Source organism: Glaciecola sp. 2405UD65-10, assembly GCF_048820975.1.
GTDB lineage: Bacteria > Pseudomonadota > Gammaproteobacteria > Enterobacterales > Alteromonadaceae > Glaciecola.
In genome coordinates this window covers 2,253,436-2,269,843 of the sequence record NZ_JBMEUF010000001.1, presented here as the reverse complement: position 1 = coordinate 2,269,843, position 16,408 = coordinate 2,253,436, and the positions used below count along the sequence as shown (strand labels likewise).

General features: G+C 39.7%; 17 protein-coding genes. 3 read left to right on the top strand and 14 right to left on the bottom strand.

Going from position 1 to position 16,408, the window contains the following annotated elements; genetic code table 11:
• Positions 1 to 12 precede the first annotated feature (12 nt).
• The 12 genes from fis to ACOI22_RS10060 form a co-directional block, all read right to left on the bottom strand.
• Entirely contained in the window at positions 13 to 306 is a 294-nt protein-coding gene (gene fis, locus ACOI22_RS10115; protein ID WP_420671905.1) for a DNA-binding transcriptional regulator Fis, read from the bottom strand.
• Between the two features lie 32 nt (positions 307 to 338).
• A complete protein-coding gene (gene dusB / locus ACOI22_RS10110; protein WP_420671904.1) occupies positions 339 to 1,337 on the bottom strand; it encodes a tRNA dihydrouridine synthase DusB in 999 nt (332 codons plus the stop codon).
• Between the two features lie 118 nt (positions 1,338 to 1,455).
• Positions 1,456 to 2,337: a 50S ribosomal protein L11 methyltransferase gene (gene prmA, locus ACOI22_RS10105; RefSeq protein ID WP_420671903.1), complete on the bottom strand. Its 882-nt coding sequence runs from the start codon at positions 2,335 to 2,337 to the stop codon at positions 1,456 to 1,458.
• Between the two features lie 154 nt (positions 2,338 to 2,491).
• Complete coding sequence (locus tag ACOI22_RS10100; protein ID WP_420671902.1) at positions 2,492 to 2,668, bottom strand: DUF6435 family protein; 177 nt, start codon at positions 2,666 to 2,668, stop codon at positions 2,492 to 2,494.
• Between the two features lie 191 nt (positions 2,669 to 2,859).
• The gene (gene accC / locus ACOI22_RS10095; RefSeq protein ID WP_420671901.1) at positions 2,860 to 4,206 is read right to left on the bottom strand and encodes an acetyl-CoA carboxylase biotin carboxylase subunit; all 1,347 of its coding nucleotides are present in this window, start codon (positions 4,204 to 4,206) and stop codon (positions 2,860 to 2,862) included.
• A gap of 12 nt (positions 4,207 to 4,218) precedes the next feature.
• The gene (gene accB, locus ACOI22_RS10090) at positions 4,219 to 4,674 is read right to left on the bottom strand and encodes an acetyl-CoA carboxylase biotin carboxyl carrier protein (protein WP_420671900.1); all 456 of its coding nucleotides are present in this window, start codon (positions 4,672 to 4,674) and stop codon (positions 4,219 to 4,221) included.
• 26 nt (positions 4,675 to 4,700) lie between these two features.
• A complete protein-coding gene (gene aroQ, locus ACOI22_RS10085) occupies positions 4,701 to 5,144 on the bottom strand; it encodes a type II 3-dehydroquinate dehydratase (protein WP_420671899.1) in 444 nt (147 codons plus the stop codon).
• Between the two features lie 176 nt (positions 5,145 to 5,320).
• The gene (locus ACOI22_RS10080; RefSeq protein WP_420671898.1) at positions 5,321 to 6,166 is read right to left on the bottom strand and encodes a PAS domain-containing protein; all 846 of its coding nucleotides are present in this window, start codon (positions 6,164 to 6,166) and stop codon (positions 5,321 to 5,323) included.
• Positions 6,167 to 6,342: 176 nt separating this feature from the next.
• The gene (locus ACOI22_RS10075; protein WP_420671897.1) at positions 6,343 to 6,708 is read right to left on the bottom strand and encodes a response regulator; all 366 of its coding nucleotides are present in this window, start codon (positions 6,706 to 6,708) and stop codon (positions 6,343 to 6,345) included.
• Positions 6,709 to 6,711: 3 nt separating this feature from the next.
• Complete coding sequence (locus ACOI22_RS10070; RefSeq protein ID WP_420671896.1) at positions 6,712 to 8,376, bottom strand: SpoIIE family protein phosphatase; 1,665 nt, start codon at positions 8,374 to 8,376, stop codon at positions 6,712 to 6,714.
• A gap of 13 nt (positions 8,377 to 8,389) precedes the next feature.
• Complete coding sequence (locus tag ACOI22_RS10065; RefSeq protein WP_420671895.1) at positions 8,390 to 8,671, bottom strand: STAS domain-containing protein; 282 nt, start codon at positions 8,669 to 8,671, stop codon at positions 8,390 to 8,392.
• Positions 8,672 to 9,057: 386 nt separating this feature from the next.
• Positions 9,058 to 10,953, bottom strand: a complete 1,896-nt coding sequence (locus tag ACOI22_RS10060) for a protein-disulfide reductase DsbD (RefSeq protein ID WP_420671894.1) — start codon at positions 10,951 to 10,953, stop codon at positions 9,058 to 9,060.
• 221 nt (positions 10,954 to 11,174) lie between these two features.
• Here ACOI22_RS10060 and ACOI22_RS10055 point away from each other — a divergent pair, with 221 nt between their 5' ends.
• The 3 genes from ACOI22_RS10055 to groL all read left to right on the top strand — a co-directional run bounded on the left by ACOI22_RS10055 (position 11,175) and on the right by groL (position 13,920).
• Positions 11,175 to 11,705, top strand: a complete 531-nt coding sequence (locus tag ACOI22_RS10055; protein ID WP_420671893.1) for an FxsA family protein — start codon at positions 11,175 to 11,177, stop codon at positions 11,703 to 11,705.
• A 217-nt stretch (positions 11,706 to 11,922) separates the two neighbouring features.
• Entirely contained in the window at positions 11,923 to 12,213 is a 291-nt protein-coding gene (locus ACOI22_RS10050; RefSeq protein ID WP_420671892.1) for a co-chaperone GroES, read from the top strand.
• Between the two features lie 66 nt (positions 12,214 to 12,279).
• Positions 12,280 to 13,920 carry a chaperonin GroEL gene (gene groL / locus ACOI22_RS10045; RefSeq protein ID WP_420671891.1) on the top strand — a complete coding sequence of 547 codons (1,641 nt, stop codon included), beginning with the start codon at positions 12,280 to 12,282 and terminating at the stop codon, positions 13,918 to 13,920.
• A gap of 90 nt (positions 13,921 to 14,010) precedes the next feature.
• Here groL and ACOI22_RS10040 read toward each other — a convergent pair whose 3' ends face one another.
• Together ACOI22_RS10040 and ACOI22_RS10035 are read right to left on the bottom strand one after the other, a co-directional pair.
• The gene (locus ACOI22_RS10040; RefSeq protein ID WP_420671890.1) at positions 14,011 to 15,468 is read right to left on the bottom strand and encodes a sensor histidine kinase; all 1,458 of its coding nucleotides are present in this window, start codon (positions 15,466 to 15,468) and stop codon (positions 14,011 to 14,013) included.
• Positions 15,468 to 16,154, bottom strand: coding sequence for a response regulator transcription factor (locus ACOI22_RS10035; RefSeq protein WP_420671889.1), 687 nt, complete (start codon positions 16,152 to 16,154; stop codon positions 15,468 to 15,470). The genes ACOI22_RS10040 and ACOI22_RS10035 overlap by 1 nt, the downstream gene beginning before the upstream one ends.
• Between the last annotated feature and the right edge of the window lie 254 nt (positions 16,155 to 16,408).

Sequence of the window (16,408 nt, the reverse complement as noted above, 5' to 3'; positions counted from 1 at the left end):
GTTATTTCAGATTTAGCCTAAGCCGTACTGTTTTAACTTTTTACGCAATGTTCCGCGGTTAATACCCATAAGGTTTGCGGCTCTAGTTTGGTTGCCGCGAGTGTAGGTCATAACCTCTTCTAGTAATGGCGCTTCGATTTCCGCCAAAACTAGTTCATATAAGTTATCTATATCTTGGTTATTAAGCTCTTTAAGATATTTATTTACAGCTTGCTTCACAGATGAACGTAAAGGCTTTTGAGCCTGAGTTTGTGAAGGCGTGGTTACCGTTGTGGTGAACGGAGAGGTTAAATTTTGATCAAACATTAATGACTACTCTATTTTGTAATTTCATAAAGCTACGCTGCATCGCAAGTGTTATTACGCACTTGCAGTGGCAACAATGAAAAGTATTTTTCTAGTGCTAGGATCTGAAGGTCGTTGTCTTCGATCACATTAAAATCTCGGCGAAACTCTCTAGTAGTATCGTACGAGGCTAAATACCAACCTACATGTTTTCGCGCAATGCGAATCCCCATATGAGTACCGTACAAATCGTATATTTCTCTAACATGCGCAATGCAAACCTTTGACAACTCTTCAATAGAAGGCCCATTTAGTTTGCCGCCGGTAGATAAAAAGTGCTCTATTTGCTTGAAAATCCAAGGATTTCCCTGTGCTGCACGGCCAATCATTATGCCGTCGGCTCCAGTATAATCAAGTACACTTTTAGCCTGTTCAGGTGTTGTAATATCACCGTTTGCAACAACTGGAATACTCACGCTTTCTTTTATTGCTTTTATAGTGTCGTATTCTGCTACACCTTTAAACATGCATGTTCGAGTTCTTCCATGTACCGCGAGAGATTGAATACCAGCTTGCTCAGCAATTTTGGCAATCTCTACGCCATTACGGTTTTCCTCATTCCAGCCAGTTCTGATTTTTAAAGTTACCGGTACAGATACAGCGTTTACGACTGCTTTTAAAATGTCTTTTACTAATTCTGGTTGCTGCAATAAGGCAGAACCAGCAAGCTTTTTATTTACTTTCTTAGCAGGGCAACCCATATTGATATCAATAATTTGAGCACCCTGTTCAACATTAAATTGTGCAGCTTGAGCTAATAACTCAGGTTCACTTCCCGCTATTTGAACTGAACGAATGCCAGATTCGCCTTCGTGGTTCATGCGATTTAGTGACTTCGCTGTTTTCCATACACGAGGGTTTGAAGATAACATTTCTGAAACTACCAAACCCGCACCCATCTCGGCGCAAATGCGTCTTAGAGGGCGGTCTGTAACGCCTGCCATAGGGGCCAATATCAAATTGTTTTGCAACTTGTAAGGACCTATTTGCATGCACCACCTAATAAAAAAAGAAAGCCGTCTCCCAAATGGGTCGCGTATAGTACTGATTTTTTATTCGTTTGGAAAGGTTAATTTTTAATCGAATAATGATTAATACTTGTTTTTAATGTCAAGTATTTTTACAAGCGCTTAGCCTAATCCACTCACCTTGTTGTTTTACAGGCGAAAATTTGAATTTTTGGTCGTAAACATTCATAACCGAGATCGCTTGTTCAGCAAGAATCCCTGACATCACAAGATAGCCGTCTTTCGCGCAAAACTCGCTAATAGTGTCTGACAGCTCTTTCAGCGGTGCTGCTAATACATTTGCCATAACGATATCAGCTTGAATACATGGCTGATTTTCGGGCAAGTATAAACTTAATCTGTCAGACACGCTGTTTCTTTCAGCGTTGTCTCTACTGGCTTGTATGGCTTGAGGATCAATATCTATACCTATGACTTCTTTAGCTCCCAGCAGCAGTGCCGCAATTGCCAAGATACCCGAACCACAACCAAAATCTACAACGGTTTTTCCTTGTAAATCAGCTTGATCTAACCACTCTAAACATAAAGCAGTGGTAGGGTGAGTGCCTGTGCCAAAGGCAAGGCCAGGGTCAAGCATGATGTTAACTGCGCTTGGGTCAGGCACATCTCGCCAACTCGGACAAATCCATAAACGGCGACCAAATTGCATAGGATGAAAGTTTTCCATCCACTCGCGTTCCCAATCTTTATCTTCTAACTGGTCAATAACACATTCAATTTGGGTGTCTTTAGAAAATGTTTCTTTAAGATGGCTAATTACGTGGCTAATATCATCTTGAGCATCATACAAGCCAATAACTTGCGTATCGGGCCAAAGCATAACTTCGCCTGGCTTTGGCTCGTACATTGGAGTATCTTTTGCATCAAGAAAGGTAACCGCTTGCGCCTCAAAGTCAGATAGCACGTCGCCTACTTCTTCAGCATACGCTGCTTTTACATTTATTTTTACTTGCTGCCAAGCCATGTTGAAAACCTTGTTTTATTTTGCACACTGCCATACCGAAAAAACATTCCATCGATACGCACCCTAAATTGCGTGCATGATACTGCATTGAAAGCCTTGGTGCATTAAGAGCCTCAAGTAAAAGTTCGTAGTGTAGGCAGAAGATGAAAGCGACTTATTCCTTGCCACTTTCTAATGCTTGAATTTGCTCCCACATTTTTTCGGCTTCTGCGGTTAACAGCGAGTAACTTTTAATGTCACCTTTGCGCTGAGCTAGCATGGCTTGCTCAAGCTTCATATCGTATTGCTTTCTTAACTTCTTACTAGGATTACTTTTGAAAAAACTAAACATTTAAGGGCGCCTCAAAATTGGTTTGTTATCTATACGGCTTTGGTGGATTTTTGATTACATTGGAAGCAAAACAAGAAACGGGACAGTCCAAATCACAAAATAAGTCTAAACGGGACAGTCCAAAATGAAACTAGCGGGACAGTCCAAATTACAATAAGCATAAAAAAACCAGCTCTCGCTGGTTTTCATAACTAAGCTTCTTTTTCGAGTTTTTTCTCTAAATAGTGGATATTCGTCCCACCATTGAAAAAGTTCTCATCAGCCAATATTCGCTGCTGCAACTCAACATTCGTTTTTATGCCATCTATCACCAGCTCATTCAGCGCATGGCGCATTCTAGCAATAGCTTCATCGCGGCTTTCACCGAAGGTGATAAGCTTGCCAATCATTGAGTCATAATAAGGAGGCACCGTATACCCTGAATATATATGTGATTCCCAACGAACACCTAAACCACCTGGTGCATGAAACATTGTTATCTTGCCTGGGCTAGGAGTGAATGTTTTAGGATCTTCAGCATTAATTCTACATTCAATGGCATGACCATGTACTTTAACCTGCGATTGTTCAATCGATAAGGGCTGGCCGGCAGCAATACGTAGTTGCTCTTTTATCAAATCAACGCCCGTCACCATTTCAGTGACTGGATGCTCAACCTGAATACGGGTATTCATTTCAATGAAATAGAATTCACCATTTTCATACAAAAATTCAAATGTACCAGCGCCGCGATAATTAATTTCAATACATGCTCTGCGGCAACGCTCACCAATTTTTTCTCGCATAGAATCTGAAATACCAGGTGCAGGCGCTTCTTCAACTACTTTTTGGTGTCTGCGCTGCATTGAGCAATCACGTTCACCTAAATGCACGGCATTACCTTGCCCGTCAGCCAATACTTGAATTTCAATGTGGCGAGGGTTTTCCAGGAATTTTTCCATGTAAACTATGTCATTGTTAAACGCAGCGCCAGCTTCTTGTTTCGTCATGCTAATAGCTGATTCAAGCTCTTCTTCGCTTCTTACTACGCGCATTCCGCGACCACCACCGCCACCGGCAGCTTTTACAATCATTGGGTAACCAATTCGTTTAGCAATAGCTTTGTTGCGTTCAATGTCATCACCTAACGGCCCGTCAGAACCCGGTACGCAAGGGACACCCGCTTTGCGCATAGCTGCTATTGCCGAAACTTTATCACCCATCAAATTAATGGTGTCAGCGCGAGGACCTATAAATACAAAGCCACTTTTTTCAACCGCTTCTGCAAAATCGGCGTTTTCAGACAAAAAGCCATAGCCAGGATGAATTGCAATTGCGTTAGTTACTTCAGCAGCCGCAATAATACGCGGAATATTTAGGTAGCTTTCGTTAGCCGGTGCATTACCAATACAAATTGATTCGTCGGCCAGCAGTACATGTTTTAAGTTTCTATCGGCCACCGAATGAGCGGCTACCGTTTTTATGCCAAGCTCTTTACAAGCCCGCAATATTCTAAGCGCGATTTCACCGCGATTAGCTATTAGCACTTTATCAAGCATGATGAGGCCCTTTTATTCGATCACAAACAATGGTTGGTCAAATTCTACAGCGTCTTGATTAGCGACTATAATCTCACGTACCACACCACTTGCATCTGATTCAATTTGGTTCATCATCTTCATGGCTTCTATAATGCACAGTGTGTCACCCACACGAACTTTTTGGCCCACTTCAACAAATGGTTTTGCCTCAGGTGACGATGAGCGATAAAAAGTACCCACCATTGGCGATTTTACCACGTGGCCAGTAGGCAATGCTGGCGCTTCTTCGGCGGCAGGTGCCGAGGCTACGGGCGCAGAAGCTACTGGAGCTTGTTGTATCATTTGTGGCGCATACGCAAGTTGCGCGCCTTGTGAAGAGCTGCCGCGGTGAATTCGTACTGATTCTTCACCTTCAGTTATCTCTAACTCAGAAATACCTGATTCTTCAACCAATTCTATCAATTTTTTAATTTTTCTAATGTCCATGGTGCTGCCTTTAAATTTATGTTGTGTTAAGCCAATTTGCTTTTTATATGTGTAACAAGAGCGTCAAATGCATAGCCGTATCCGTGTGTTCCTAAACCAACAATAGTGCCTATTGCGATATCAGAAAAATAGGAGTGATGGCGAAACGCTTCACGCTTATGAATATTGGAAATATGAATTTCTATGAATGGGATATCAACCCCTACCAAAGCATCACGTATAGCAATGCTGGTGTGAGTAAAAGCGCCAGGATTTATGATGATTCCATCTATATTGCCTTTGGCCTGATGAATAGCGTCAATCAGTAAATGTTCGGCGTTTGATTGAAAGCACTGCATTCCAATGTTTTGGGTTTGTGCAGACTCTTTTAACTGTGTCTCGATATCGGTAAGGCTTGTTGAACCGTATATATGAGGCTCTCGCGTACCTAACAGATTGAGATTTGGACCATTCAACAACAGAATTTGCATTAAAATCACGCTTTTGTTTAATAAAGTAGGGGTTTAGTGGCTAATTTGCCGCTAACGTTCAAATTAAGACAAAAATACACTTAATAATCCCTTAATTTTTTCACTGGGCGTAAAATAACACACTTATATGCATGTTTTCAGCAATTTACTGGTCTAATCAGCGAAGATGCTTACACTTAAGACTCGTTTTTAGTCGCAAATCCAACAATGTATCGCGTTTCGTTTTTGTTATTAGCTTTTGACAAGGTGTCAGAGAGGGTGATTTTCTTCACTATTGCTTGTTCATTCCATTGAATTGTAGCGTTGAAAGAGCGTTGCTCATTTCTTTGCTGCTTAATAATTTCGTTCGTAGGAAACATTTTTCGCAGGGCATCTTGATTCAGATATGTGTTTTCGAGGCCTAACATACGGTAAAAAACGTAGTTGATTTCAACGTGTTTGGTTTCAGAATCAATAATAAACGCGGGATATTTGTAGTTTAAAAATGCATCTAGGACAGTCTGAAAACTTTGGTTCTTTAAATAAGCGGTATTAACGTCTTTGTACACCCCAATTACTTTTTCGAGCACATCATTTTCATTGCAGACTTTCTTACCGCGAATACTAATCCATCTATATGACTTTTTTCGGCTAGAAAAGCGCCGTACCGTTACATTGATACCGTCGGTTTTACCCGAAATATGCGCTTGCCACGCCTGAGCAAATTCACGGCGTTCATCCTCGTGCACACTGTTGATCATATCGTCAAAAGAGCCCACATTAGCAACGCTTGCTGAGCTTTTATTTATGCTGTTGTAAACACAATAGGCGTTGTCAGCAATGTTAAATTCCCATACTACTTCGTTACCGGCCCAAAGCGCAGATTGAAGGCGCTGCGTCATGGTGTCCAAGTATTGATTACTGTTGTACAACTGCGTCATTTTTGACCGCAGTACTTCTTCTATTTCTTTTCGGCCTCGCCGTTCTTTTTCTAGCTGGCGCTCGAGTAGCTTAATTTTAGTTTGTAACTCCTCGGTACTCACTATACTTCCTCAAGTTATGCGCAAAGAAAATTTTTAGGCCAGCTTAATAAACGCTATGTATGCTTATGTTTAGCCCAGTGATATATCTTTCTTATTATGAATGTAAAAAGACCATTAATTAGTTTATCGTTAAATAAGCTAAAAACTTTATAAGTAGCGGCTAATTATTTATGTAATTAAGCCAACACTTTTGCTGTAAGGGAAAGTAGGTGTTGTGGATTCAGCGGCTTCACTAAGCATTCTGTCGCGCCAGCTTGCTTGCCTTGTGCTTTTGCCTGGGCACTTGTTTCATTGGTGATTAGCATTATGGGAACATCACGATAACAATGTAATTTTCGTATATAGCCAATGAGTGTTAAGCCATCCATTTTTGCCATGCTTGTGTCAGTTATTATAAGGTCAAACAGCATGCGTTCACACAATGCTAAAGCAGCTTGCCCATTTTCAACCGTAGTCACTATGTATTTAGCTGACTTAAGTGTAATACTTATCATTTGACGAATGCTGGGGGAGTTATCAACTACTAATATACGTATGTTCATCAATTAAATTTCTCGTTTAAGACTGACAGATGCATAATTACCAGGTGCTTGCACTTCAACACGTTCGCAAAGCTTATTGATGAGCGCCATGCCTCGCCCTGACAACGCACCATCATCCATGCCTGAGGCGGCTGAAATATCATAGCCCTTACCAGAGTCTTTTATAGAAAACCCAATTTCATTAGTTCGGGGCTCGTAAGAAAATACCATGTCTAATTTATCATTTTCTTTTAAATTAAATAGTCGTTCTTCCTTCATTTCTATATACGCAGCGAAACCTGCAAAATCATCTTTTAAACTGGAATCTAAATTCAGTACGCCATGATCTAATGCATTACTAATAAGCTCTGCAAACACTGTAAATGCTTTTTGACGCAAATCCCCTACTACGTCAATACTTTGCATGAGTCCGTCAAATGCACCTACTAAATCAGAGTCAGCAATAATGCCACCTTCAATTGTTAGTGCTGCTGTTACTTTTCCACTCTTTTTGTTTTTCACGTAGCGATCAGCAAACATATGCTTTTCCATTAGCGCGGAAACTTGTAAATCACATATTGATAGATCGTCTTGTAATTCGCCAATTTCGTTAAAAATTGTAAAGTAGTTAACTACAAGGTTTAAAAGGGGTGATGACGTATCCCAATCCTTAATTATATCGAGCACTCGCTGCATACCAAAAGCTTCACCAAATAAATTTTGCTGCTCAATTAAGCCATCGCTAAAAAAGAATAGATTTTGCAGTTCATGAGTATCCAAGCTCAAGATACCAGGGTCAAAGTCCTCTGGCTCCATTATGCCCAAGGCCAGTGAAGTGCTTGCATGTCGCGTAATTTGATGTTGCTTATTTAAAGCAATAACGTCAGGCATTCCGCCATTGAATAATTGCAAAGTCTTACTATGAAAATTCACTTCCACACCAATAAGCGTAACGAATTTATCATCGGGTAATTCAATACATAATTTTTTATTCGCTTCGTGCACCATATGAGCTAAAGACAAGCCTTTTCGTATCATTGCCTTTAACGTAGTAACCAATGGTAAAATGCTGATGGCTGCTGACAAACCATGGCCAGTGGCATCAGCTAAAATCACAAAGCGATTACCGTTTGGGGCGGTATCACAAATAAACACATCACCATTAAATGAGCTTGATGATTGCAAGTAGGTGTCTACACATTCTGTTTCAGTTATTAAGTTTGAAGATACATGCTCGTATACATAGCGAGCCAGTTGTTCCTCTTGCTCTTGTTTGTCAAGCAGGCGTTCTAAGCTTTTTGCTTGCTCTTCTAGCTTGGCTTCCTTGGCGTAAAGCTCATGGACGCGTTGAATTTTCTGCCAAAGTAAATCTAATGATACCGGCTTAATAATGTACTCATCGGCACCTTTGCTAAAAGCCCTCGCCATAACGTTTTGATTGTCATCAGCGGTTACCATCATCACTGGTACAGGAACTAACGAGATTTCCTTTATCACTTGTATGAAGTGAAGACCGTTTCCGTCAGGCAAGTGATTATCAAGTAGCACAAATTGAAAAGCTGCATTTTTTAATTGTAGCCTTGCTTTTTCTAAACTATTTACCACCACGCATGCGCAATTTTTTTCCTCTACAAAGCTTTGTAGAATTTCTGCAAACAAATTGTCGTCTTCAACTATGAGGATTCGCATGAAATGAGCTCAGCTAACTTATGTCGAATAAGCGGTCAAAGTTAGCTATTTGAAGGATTTCCTTCGCGCTGTCTTTCGCGCCTCTAATTCTCACATTAATATTTGCTGACTTAGCCTTTTTTTGAAATAGAACCATCATACCTAGGGCTGAGCTGTCTAAATAACTTACCTTGCTAAAGTCTAAGGCAATATCACTTTGATCTTCACTATTTAATAGTGCTTGGTACTGATCCGTAAATTCTTTGTGGTAACTAAAGTCAAAACGTTCTGGGATATGTAATGCTCTTTCACTCATGTAAATATAACTCCTGATTATCTTGATTGGATTAGGCTATAACTGGCCGTAGTATCGTCACTTGCTAGCATAGGATGAGGTAATTCAAATTTTATTTGTTTTAGAACAACAAGAAGCCGACGAGCGTGTTGTGAAACTTCCCTTAAGCTAAGTAAAAAAAGTTTTTTTAATTCGGTATCAATGAATAAGGCTGGGTCAAGAATTGTGGGTGGCACTATGGTCATACAATAGTTCTCGAAAAATAGGGAAAACCCATAGCTCTCATATTGAAAGAAAATAAACTAACGAGCGCGCCTCGTCGTCAGCACGCTGTGATTAGTGCAATATGCGGACTACAAACATTTTTATGTCTCTTAAGAATGTTATCGTACGAATGAGTGAAAAGTTTAGTTTTTGTTCAATGTTAAACTTACATGTTCGGCGAATGATTCGGCATTCATAAAGCCGGTCACTCTTGAACGGCGAAGTTCCTCGCCTTGTTCATTAAAAAATAAAATAGTGGGAAGCCCGGTAATATTAAAGGCTTCTTGAAATGCGATGTTATCCGGGGTGTTGTCAGTTAAGTCTATTTGCATCCACACTGCACTTGATAAGGCTTTAACAACGGCAGGATCAGGGAAAGTGTATTTCTCAAATTCTTTACACGCAACGCACCAATCAGCGTATAAATCTAGCATTACGGTTTGGCCATTGCTATTTGCGCTGGCAAGCTTCGCTTCAAAGTCAGCCAAGTTTCTTACCACTTCAAATTCAGGGTGCTCAGATTTGGCTTCATGCGGCGTGCTTGAACCAATTAAAGCAGGAGCAAGGTTCAGTTTTTGCAAAGAAACTAAGGTGAAAATAACGGCTATAATTAAGCCTGCAGCAGATATTAACGTTCTAACACCTTTGGCAAAGCTCATTTGCGTGTTCAAGTTTACCGTAAACCAATATGAGAAAAGGCTTAAGCCTAATACAGCCCAAAGCAAGTTAGTCCAGTCAGATACGAAAATACGTTCCACGAATATAATCGCAACGGTTAACATCATAAAGCCGAAGGTGGCCTTAATTACGTTCATCCAATTACCAGCTTTTGGTAGTAATTTTCCACCTGTTACACCAAAAAGAATCAAGGGAATACCCATACCCATGCTTAGTGCATATAGTGCGGCAAAACCAAATAATAGGCTGTCGCTTTGTGCAACCACCATTAGTACTGCAGTTAATGGAGCGGTAGTGCAGGGCGACGCCACTAAGCCGGATACCACACCCATCACAAATACACCCACGTAGTTGCCTTGTTTTTGCCCATTGCTTAAATTATTTAGTTTTTCTTGCCACTTTTGGGGCAACTGAATTTCATATAAGCCGAACATGGCTAGCGCCAGTAAAACAAAAAGTACAATGAAAACCCCGAGCAATATCGGATTTTGTAGTGCTGCCTGAAATTGCACACCCGCAGATGCCACAATAAGCCCAATAATTGAATAGGTAATGGCCATGCCTTGTACATAAACGAATGACAGCGCAAACGCTTGTGAGCTAGACACTTGTTGCTTGCCTTTACCTATCACGATGCTCGATAAAATAGGGTACATGGGGTACACACATGGCGTAAAGGCAAGACCTAATCCTAGAAGAGCCAGCACACCAAGGCTAATAAAAATGCTTTGGTCAGATAATAGTTCGTCGGCCAAATTAAATTGTGCCGATACTGGTGCGGAGCTGTTTTGCGAAGCGCTATTATCTTTTAAAGCCCTTGTATTGCTTGAACTGCCACTTTCATTAACAGCGTCTAAAAACACCACTTGTGTGGTAGGCGGATAACACAAGCCCGCTGAGGCACAGCCTTGAAAACGAATTTTAACCGAGGCATCTTTTTGGGCAGCATCAATGGTATAAACCATTTCCATATCATCGAAAAAAACATCTGATAAGCCAAAAAACTCATCTTCAATTTGCTGGGATTCAGGGAAGCTTGGCTCACTTAGCGTAACGCCCTTTGTGACGGTTTTAAATTGCTTTTTGTAAAGATAATAACCCTCAGCAATGGTCCAGCGAATAATCAGTTTATTTTCAGTTTGCTCATAGTCAAAACCAAAGGCTTCGTCTACTTTAAGGAATGTAGGTGCATCATTAAATAGTGGCTCAGGGGTGCTTTGTGCTAGTGCTTGGTTAGCAAAAACAAGCATGCTGCTGATTAAAAATAGCAAAGTAAAATATGCGTGAAAGCCCTTGTTAATATTGCCGTGTGTTGGCTTAGCCTGAGATGAAAAAAGGGCGTTACTACTATTTTTGAGCATGTATAAAAACCTATTTGTAAAACTAGATTGTGCCAATGAGACCTGCAGAATAAAAAATTAATTTCATGCAGAGTCATAATTCATATTTACGATAGTAGTATGAAATCATGTAAGCGCCTACTATTTGTATTTACAATATTACTGTTGGTGCTCAAAATAAGATTGAAAATTGGCCATAACACCCCATATTTATTCTTTGAATATTCGTAAAGGACGGTGTCATGCCTTTTTTGTTTCTGTTATTTGTTGTGCTTCCTATTGCTGAAATTATGTTAATTATTAACGTGTCAGACAGCATTGGTGGTTGGAATACTTTTCTCGTTGTTATTGTAACGGCATTCTTTGGTGCTTATTTTGTTCGCCAGCAAGGTTTTGCTTTATTTCAGTCTTTGCAGTTAAAACTAGCTCGCGGAGAAGCCCCCAGTACAGAAATGGCGCAAGGTTTATTGCTGCTTGTAGCTGGTGTGTTATTGATTACCCCAGGTTTTATTACTGATATTCTTGGCCTGCTATTTACCTTACCCTTTAGCCGAGGGCCCATAGCATCATTTTTAATGAGCAAGGTGAAGTTTAAACAAGCGGGTAACGTCCATTTTTCGCAGTCAGGATTTAGCGCGAATGACGATTTTCAAAACCAGCCGTTTAATCAGACAAACAAGCCGGGATACCAAAAAGGCGACATCATTGATGGTGAGTACACTGACACCTCTGAAACAAAGCCATCTGATGATGAAAAAAATAGGCTAAATTAGACTTTTTTTACCATTTTCCCCTTGAGTTTATATTTCTCACCCCCAATTACTTTGCGACAACATGAAAGCTTAAGCTAAGCGCTTAGGCCTTCATGCTAACTAAACTTTTTATTGCGCTTTGAGTTAAAAGCGGAATAAGTATCTTAAGTCCGTAATAGCGCGGGCTAAGGTTAAATTTAAACACTAATGTTTATTTGAATTTTCAGGAGATTTGAAAATGGCAATTCGTCCTTTACACGACCGCGTAATCATCAAACGCGAAGAAGTAGAAAGCAAGTCAGCCGGTGGTATTGTACTTACTGGTTCGGCAGCTGAGAAATCGACTCGCGGTAAAGTTATCGCAGTAGGCAACGGTCGCGTTTTAGAAAACGGTGACGTAAAAGCGCTTGACGTTAAAGTTGGCGATAGCGTTATCTTTAGCGAAGGTTACGGCGTGAAGACTGAAAAGTTAGACGGCGAAGAAGTGCTAATTTTAAGCGAAAACGACATCTTAGCAATCGTAGAATAATGTATGTTTTAGCCTAAGCGCTAAAACCTAACTAGATACTCAAAAAGAATATAGAGGAAATTAATCATGGCAGCTAAAGACGTATTTTTTGGCGATGACGCGCGTAACAAAATGCTAAAAGGCGTAAACGTACTAGCAAACGCGGTAAAAGTAACATTAGGTCCTAAAGGCCGTAACGTAGTTTTAGAAAAATCATTTGGCGCACCTACCATTACTAAAGATGGTGTTTCAGTAGCGAAAGAAATCGAACTAGAAGATAGATTCGAAAACATGGGCGCTCAAATGGTGAAAGAAGTGGCGTCAAAAGCGAATGACGAAGCCGGTGACGGAACCACTACTGCAACTGTATTGGCACAAGCCATTGTAACTGAAGGTTTGAAATCAGTTGCTGCGGGTATGAACCCAATGGATCTTAAACGCGGCATCGATAAAGCCGTGATTGCTGCAGTAGAAGAGCTTAAAGCGCTTTCAACTGAATGTGCTGATAGCAAATCAATTGCTCAAGTAGGTACTATTTCTGCTAACTCTGACACCATTGTTGGTGAAATCATTGCTGAAGCAATGGAAAAAGTAGGCAAAGAAGGCGTTATTACGGTTGAAGAAGGCCAAGCACTTCAAAACGAACTAGACGTAGTTGAAGGTATGCAGTTTGATCGCGGTTACCTTTCACCTTACTTCATTAACAGCCAAGAAAACGGTACTGTTGAACTTGATAGCCCATACATTTTATTAGTTGATAAAAAAGTATCTAACATTCGTGAATTACTGCCTACTTTAGAAGCAGTTGCTAAATCATCTAAGCCATTATTAATTATTGCTGAAGATGTTGAAGGCGAAGCGCTTGCTACACTAGTGGTAAACAACATGCGCGGTATTGTGAAAGTAGCGGCTGTTAAAGCGCCTGGTTTCGGTGACCGTCGTAAAGCAATGCTTCAAGATATTGCGACCCTAACTGGCGGTACAGTAATTTCAGAAGAAATTGGCCTAGAGTTAGAAAAAGTAACGCTTGAAGACTTAGGTACGGCTAAGCGCGTAGTTATTAATAAAGATAACACAACCGTAGTAGATGGCGCGGGTGACCAAGACGCTATTGAAGGGCGTTGTAATCAAATTCGTGCACAAGTTGAAGAGTCATCTTCTGACTACGACAAAGAAAAGCTTCAAGAGCGTTTAGCTAAATTAGCTGGCGGTGTTGCGGTAATTAAAGTAGGTGCAGCAACAGAAGTTGAAATGAAAGAGAAGAAAGCACGTGTTGAAGATGCACTTCACGCAACGCGCGCAGCCGTAGAAGAAGGTGTGGTACCTGGTGGTGGTGTGGCATTGGTTCGCGCTGCAGCTAAATTAGTTGATCTTACCGGTGATAACGAAGAGCAAACTCACGGTATTAAATTAGCGCTTCGCGCGATGGAAGCCCCGCTTCGCCAAATTTCTTCTAACGCAGGTGCAGAAGCCTCTGTAGTGACTAACGCAGTTAAAAACGGCGAAGGAAACTTTGGTTACAATGCAGGTAACGATACTTACGGCGATATGCTAGAGATGGGTATTCTTGACCCAACTAAAGTAACGCGTTCAGCACTTCAGTTTGCAGCATCAATTGCTAGCTTAATGATTACTACCGAAGCAATGGTAGCTGACGCACCAAAAGAAGAAGCAGCTCCTGCAATGCCTGATATGGGCGGCATGGGTGGAATGGGCGGCATGATGTAGTAGTTGAGTAAAAACTCTATTTCGAAACGTTAATTAAAAGAAAAGCCCGAGCAGTAATGCTCGGGCTTTTTTATGGGGAGTTTATCGATATTAGCAGTCTAAATTCTTAGCTAATGGAAACAATAAACTAAAGCAGGTATAACCTTGTCTGCTTTCAACAGATACTTTGCCTTGATGCAATTCAATTAAGTTTTTAACAATAGATAGCCCTAATCCGAGACCTGATGTGTTTTCTGAAAATTGAACCGTTCGATTAAATACTTTAGCTACTTGTTCATTCGTTATCCCAACCCCATTATCAATCACTAAAACTTTAATGTAGCTATTATCTAACTGGGCTTTCAGCGTTATGTCTATCTGCTCATGATTATGCTTAATGGCATTAATACACAGATTATTAATGATTTGTGTAAAGCGTACTTTATCGGCATACAAAGATAATTGTGAATCAACAATTATTTTAAACGATACCTTTTTATCATCGAAAGCATATTGACTAGCTTGTGTTATTTCATTCAGTGTATTTAATAAATTGAATTGTTTTTTATGAATTCTTAACTCTCCAACTTGTGCTAGAGCTAAGTCTTGTAAGTCGTTAACTAACAGTGATAACTGATTAGCTTCTTGCATAATTGAAGCTTGCACTTGGTGCTCATCTTTTAATAAACCATCACGCCATGCATCCAACTTCCCAATGATAATCGTTAATGGCGTTCTTAATTCATGAGAAACATCGGTTAGGTTTTGCTTTCTCAATGCTTCTTGCTTTTTCAATGAGGCAATTGCTTCATTAAAATTTTGGGTTAGTTGCGCAATTTCATTAGTTCCCGAGACAGCTATTGGTTCTGGATGAATACCTTGAATGATACTTGAAGTAGCAATATTTAATTGCTTTATTGGGGCTAACGAACGTTGAATAATTAACCAAATCAGCACTAAACCAATAATCAAAAAACCACAGAAAAAAAGCACTACTATACTTCTAATTGAAAAATGATAAGTATCGATACTATCCGTACCTGAAAAGGGGGTCACCACCACCGAATAACCACCTTGTATTGTTATCGGTGCCAAGTTATCCAGTGGTAATACAAATTCATTTTTGGTTGATGAAAGCTTTATTACTCCATCTCGAGTTTGATAAACCATTCCTATCAAATCATCGGGGTTTGCAGCTAATACAACCTTATTTTTATCCGCGAATAATAAAACAAATGGCCAGTCACTTTCTTGCTTTTGAAGATAATTGAATACATCTTGCTTAAGTTTATTTACTGTTTCTTTATCTAACACCGACACCAACTCTGATTTAGAAGTTTTCTGTTGTATGCCAGATATTCGTTGAGACAGCTTTTCGGCAAGCTCTATTTGAATGGTTATCGCTCGTGAATTGAGCGTTTGATTTAGGCTTTCAATTTGACGTGAAACATCGAAATATGAAAAAAATTGCTTTGAGCTGAACGTAAAGAAAAGCCCAGCAAGGACGCTAAGTAATATAGTAAAAACAATAGCAACGTTAAAAGCTGCTTTATTCGCAAGAGAGTTCATTATGCTTTAACGCCACGGTCACACATTTTGTAACCAATACCATGCACTGTTTGTATATATTGCCGATCATAATTAATTTTTTTTCTTAAATTATATAAATGAGAATCTATCGCCCTATCACTGGCACTATAGGTGTGGTCAAAAACATTTTCGATAATTTGCTCTCGGGTTACAACACAACCTCTCTTTTTTAAAAGGAATTCTAAAATTAAAAATTCTGATTTTGTTAAGTTAACAGGTGTTTGCTTAATCGTTAGTGTACGTGATTCAACACCAAGTATAAGTTCATCAAAAATGAGTTGATTAAGAGAATGAAAATTCATGGTTCGACGTAACATACTCTGCACTCTAGCGATAACTTCATTTGACCTAAAAGGCTTGCAAATGTAATCATCTGCACCAGAATTCAACCCATTAATAACATCTTGCTCTTGAGTTTTTGCTGTCAGCATAATTAATGGCACTTTGCTCATCATTCGAATTTTTTTACATAGAGAAACACCGTCACAATCAGGTAGCATAAGATCAAGTAAAACAAGGTTTACATCTTTATTTTCGATTGTCGACAATACATTCTTACCTTGCGATAAGTGCGTACTCTTAAATTTCGCTTGCGTCAGATATAACTGAAGCGTTTCGGCAATATCAAGGTTATCTTCAACAATAAGTACGTGTGCTTTAGTCATTATTTTTAAATGCTTTTGGGGCTGCTAAACCGATAATCATCAAATCAATGGCAGTAACAATATATAGTTTTCATTACTTTTTCTACGCTTAAATTTTGTTTTATTTTCTCGATAATTTCTCGATATTTACTCCTTAAACTTAGCAAAGCAAGGAAAGTAATTTTTAACTTAAAACGTTTGGACAAAAGCAATGAGAACAATTTTAAAATCAACAAATAAGTATACATTCATATTTTGGGGGATCCTTTCAATAC

Bases quoted from the DNA above. Each gene is read 5' to 3' on its own strand.
- ACOI22_RS10035 (WP_420671889.1), bottom strand. From the start codon at position 16,154: ATGACTAAAGCACACGTACTTATTGTTGAAGATAACCTTGATATTGCC.
- aroQ (WP_420671899.1), bottom strand. From the start codon at position 5,144: ATGCAAATTCTGTTGTTGAATGGTCCAAATCTCAATCTGTTAGGTACG.
- ACOI22_RS10040 (WP_420671890.1), bottom strand. From the start codon at position 15,468: ATGAACTCTCTTGCGAATAAAGCAGCTTTTAACGTTGCTATTGTTTTT.
- ACOI22_RS10065 (WP_420671895.1), bottom strand. From the start codon at position 8,671: ATGAGTGAAAGAGCATTACATATCCCAGAACGTTTTGACTTTAGTTAC.
- accC (WP_420671901.1), bottom strand. From the start codon at position 4,206: ATGCTTGATAAAGTGCTAATAGCTAATCGCGGTGAAATCGCGCTTAGA.
- dusB (WP_420671904.1), bottom strand. From the start codon at position 1,337: ATGCAAATAGGTCCTTACAAGTTGCAAAACAATTTGATATTGGCCCCT.
- groL (WP_420671891.1), top strand. From the start codon at position 12,280: ATGGCAGCTAAAGACGTATTTTTTGGCGATGACGCGCGTAACAAAATG.
- prmA (WP_420671903.1), bottom strand. From the start codon at position 2,337: ATGGCTTGGCAGCAAGTAAAAATAAATGTAAAAGCAGCGTATGCTGAA.
- fis (WP_420671905.1), bottom strand. From the start codon at position 306: ATGTTTGATCAAAATTTAACCTCTCCGTTCACCACAACGGTAACCACG.
- ACOI22_RS10050 (WP_420671892.1), top strand. From the start codon at position 11,923: ATGGCAATTCGTCCTTTACACGACCGCGTAATCATCAAACGCGAAGAA.
- ACOI22_RS10060 (WP_420671894.1), bottom strand. From the start codon at position 10,953: ATGCTCAAAAATAGTAGTAACGCCCTTTTTTCATCTCAGGCTAAGCCA.
- ACOI22_RS10075 (WP_420671897.1), bottom strand. From the start codon at position 6,708: ATGAACATACGTATATTAGTAGTTGATAACTCCCCCAGCATTCGTCAA.
- ACOI22_RS10100 (WP_420671902.1), bottom strand. From the start codon at position 2,668: ATGTTTAGTTTTTTCAAAAGTAATCCTAGTAAGAAGTTAAGAAAGCAA.
- ACOI22_RS10055 (WP_420671893.1), top strand. From the start codon at position 11,175: ATGCCTTTTTTGTTTCTGTTATTTGTTGTGCTTCCTATTGCTGAAATT.
- ACOI22_RS10070 (WP_420671896.1), bottom strand. From the start codon at position 8,376: ATGCGAATCCTCATAGTTGAAGACGACAATTTGTTTGCAGAAATTCTA.
- accB (WP_420671900.1), bottom strand. From the start codon at position 4,674: ATGGACATTAGAAAAATTAAAAAATTGATAGAATTGGTTGAAGAATCA.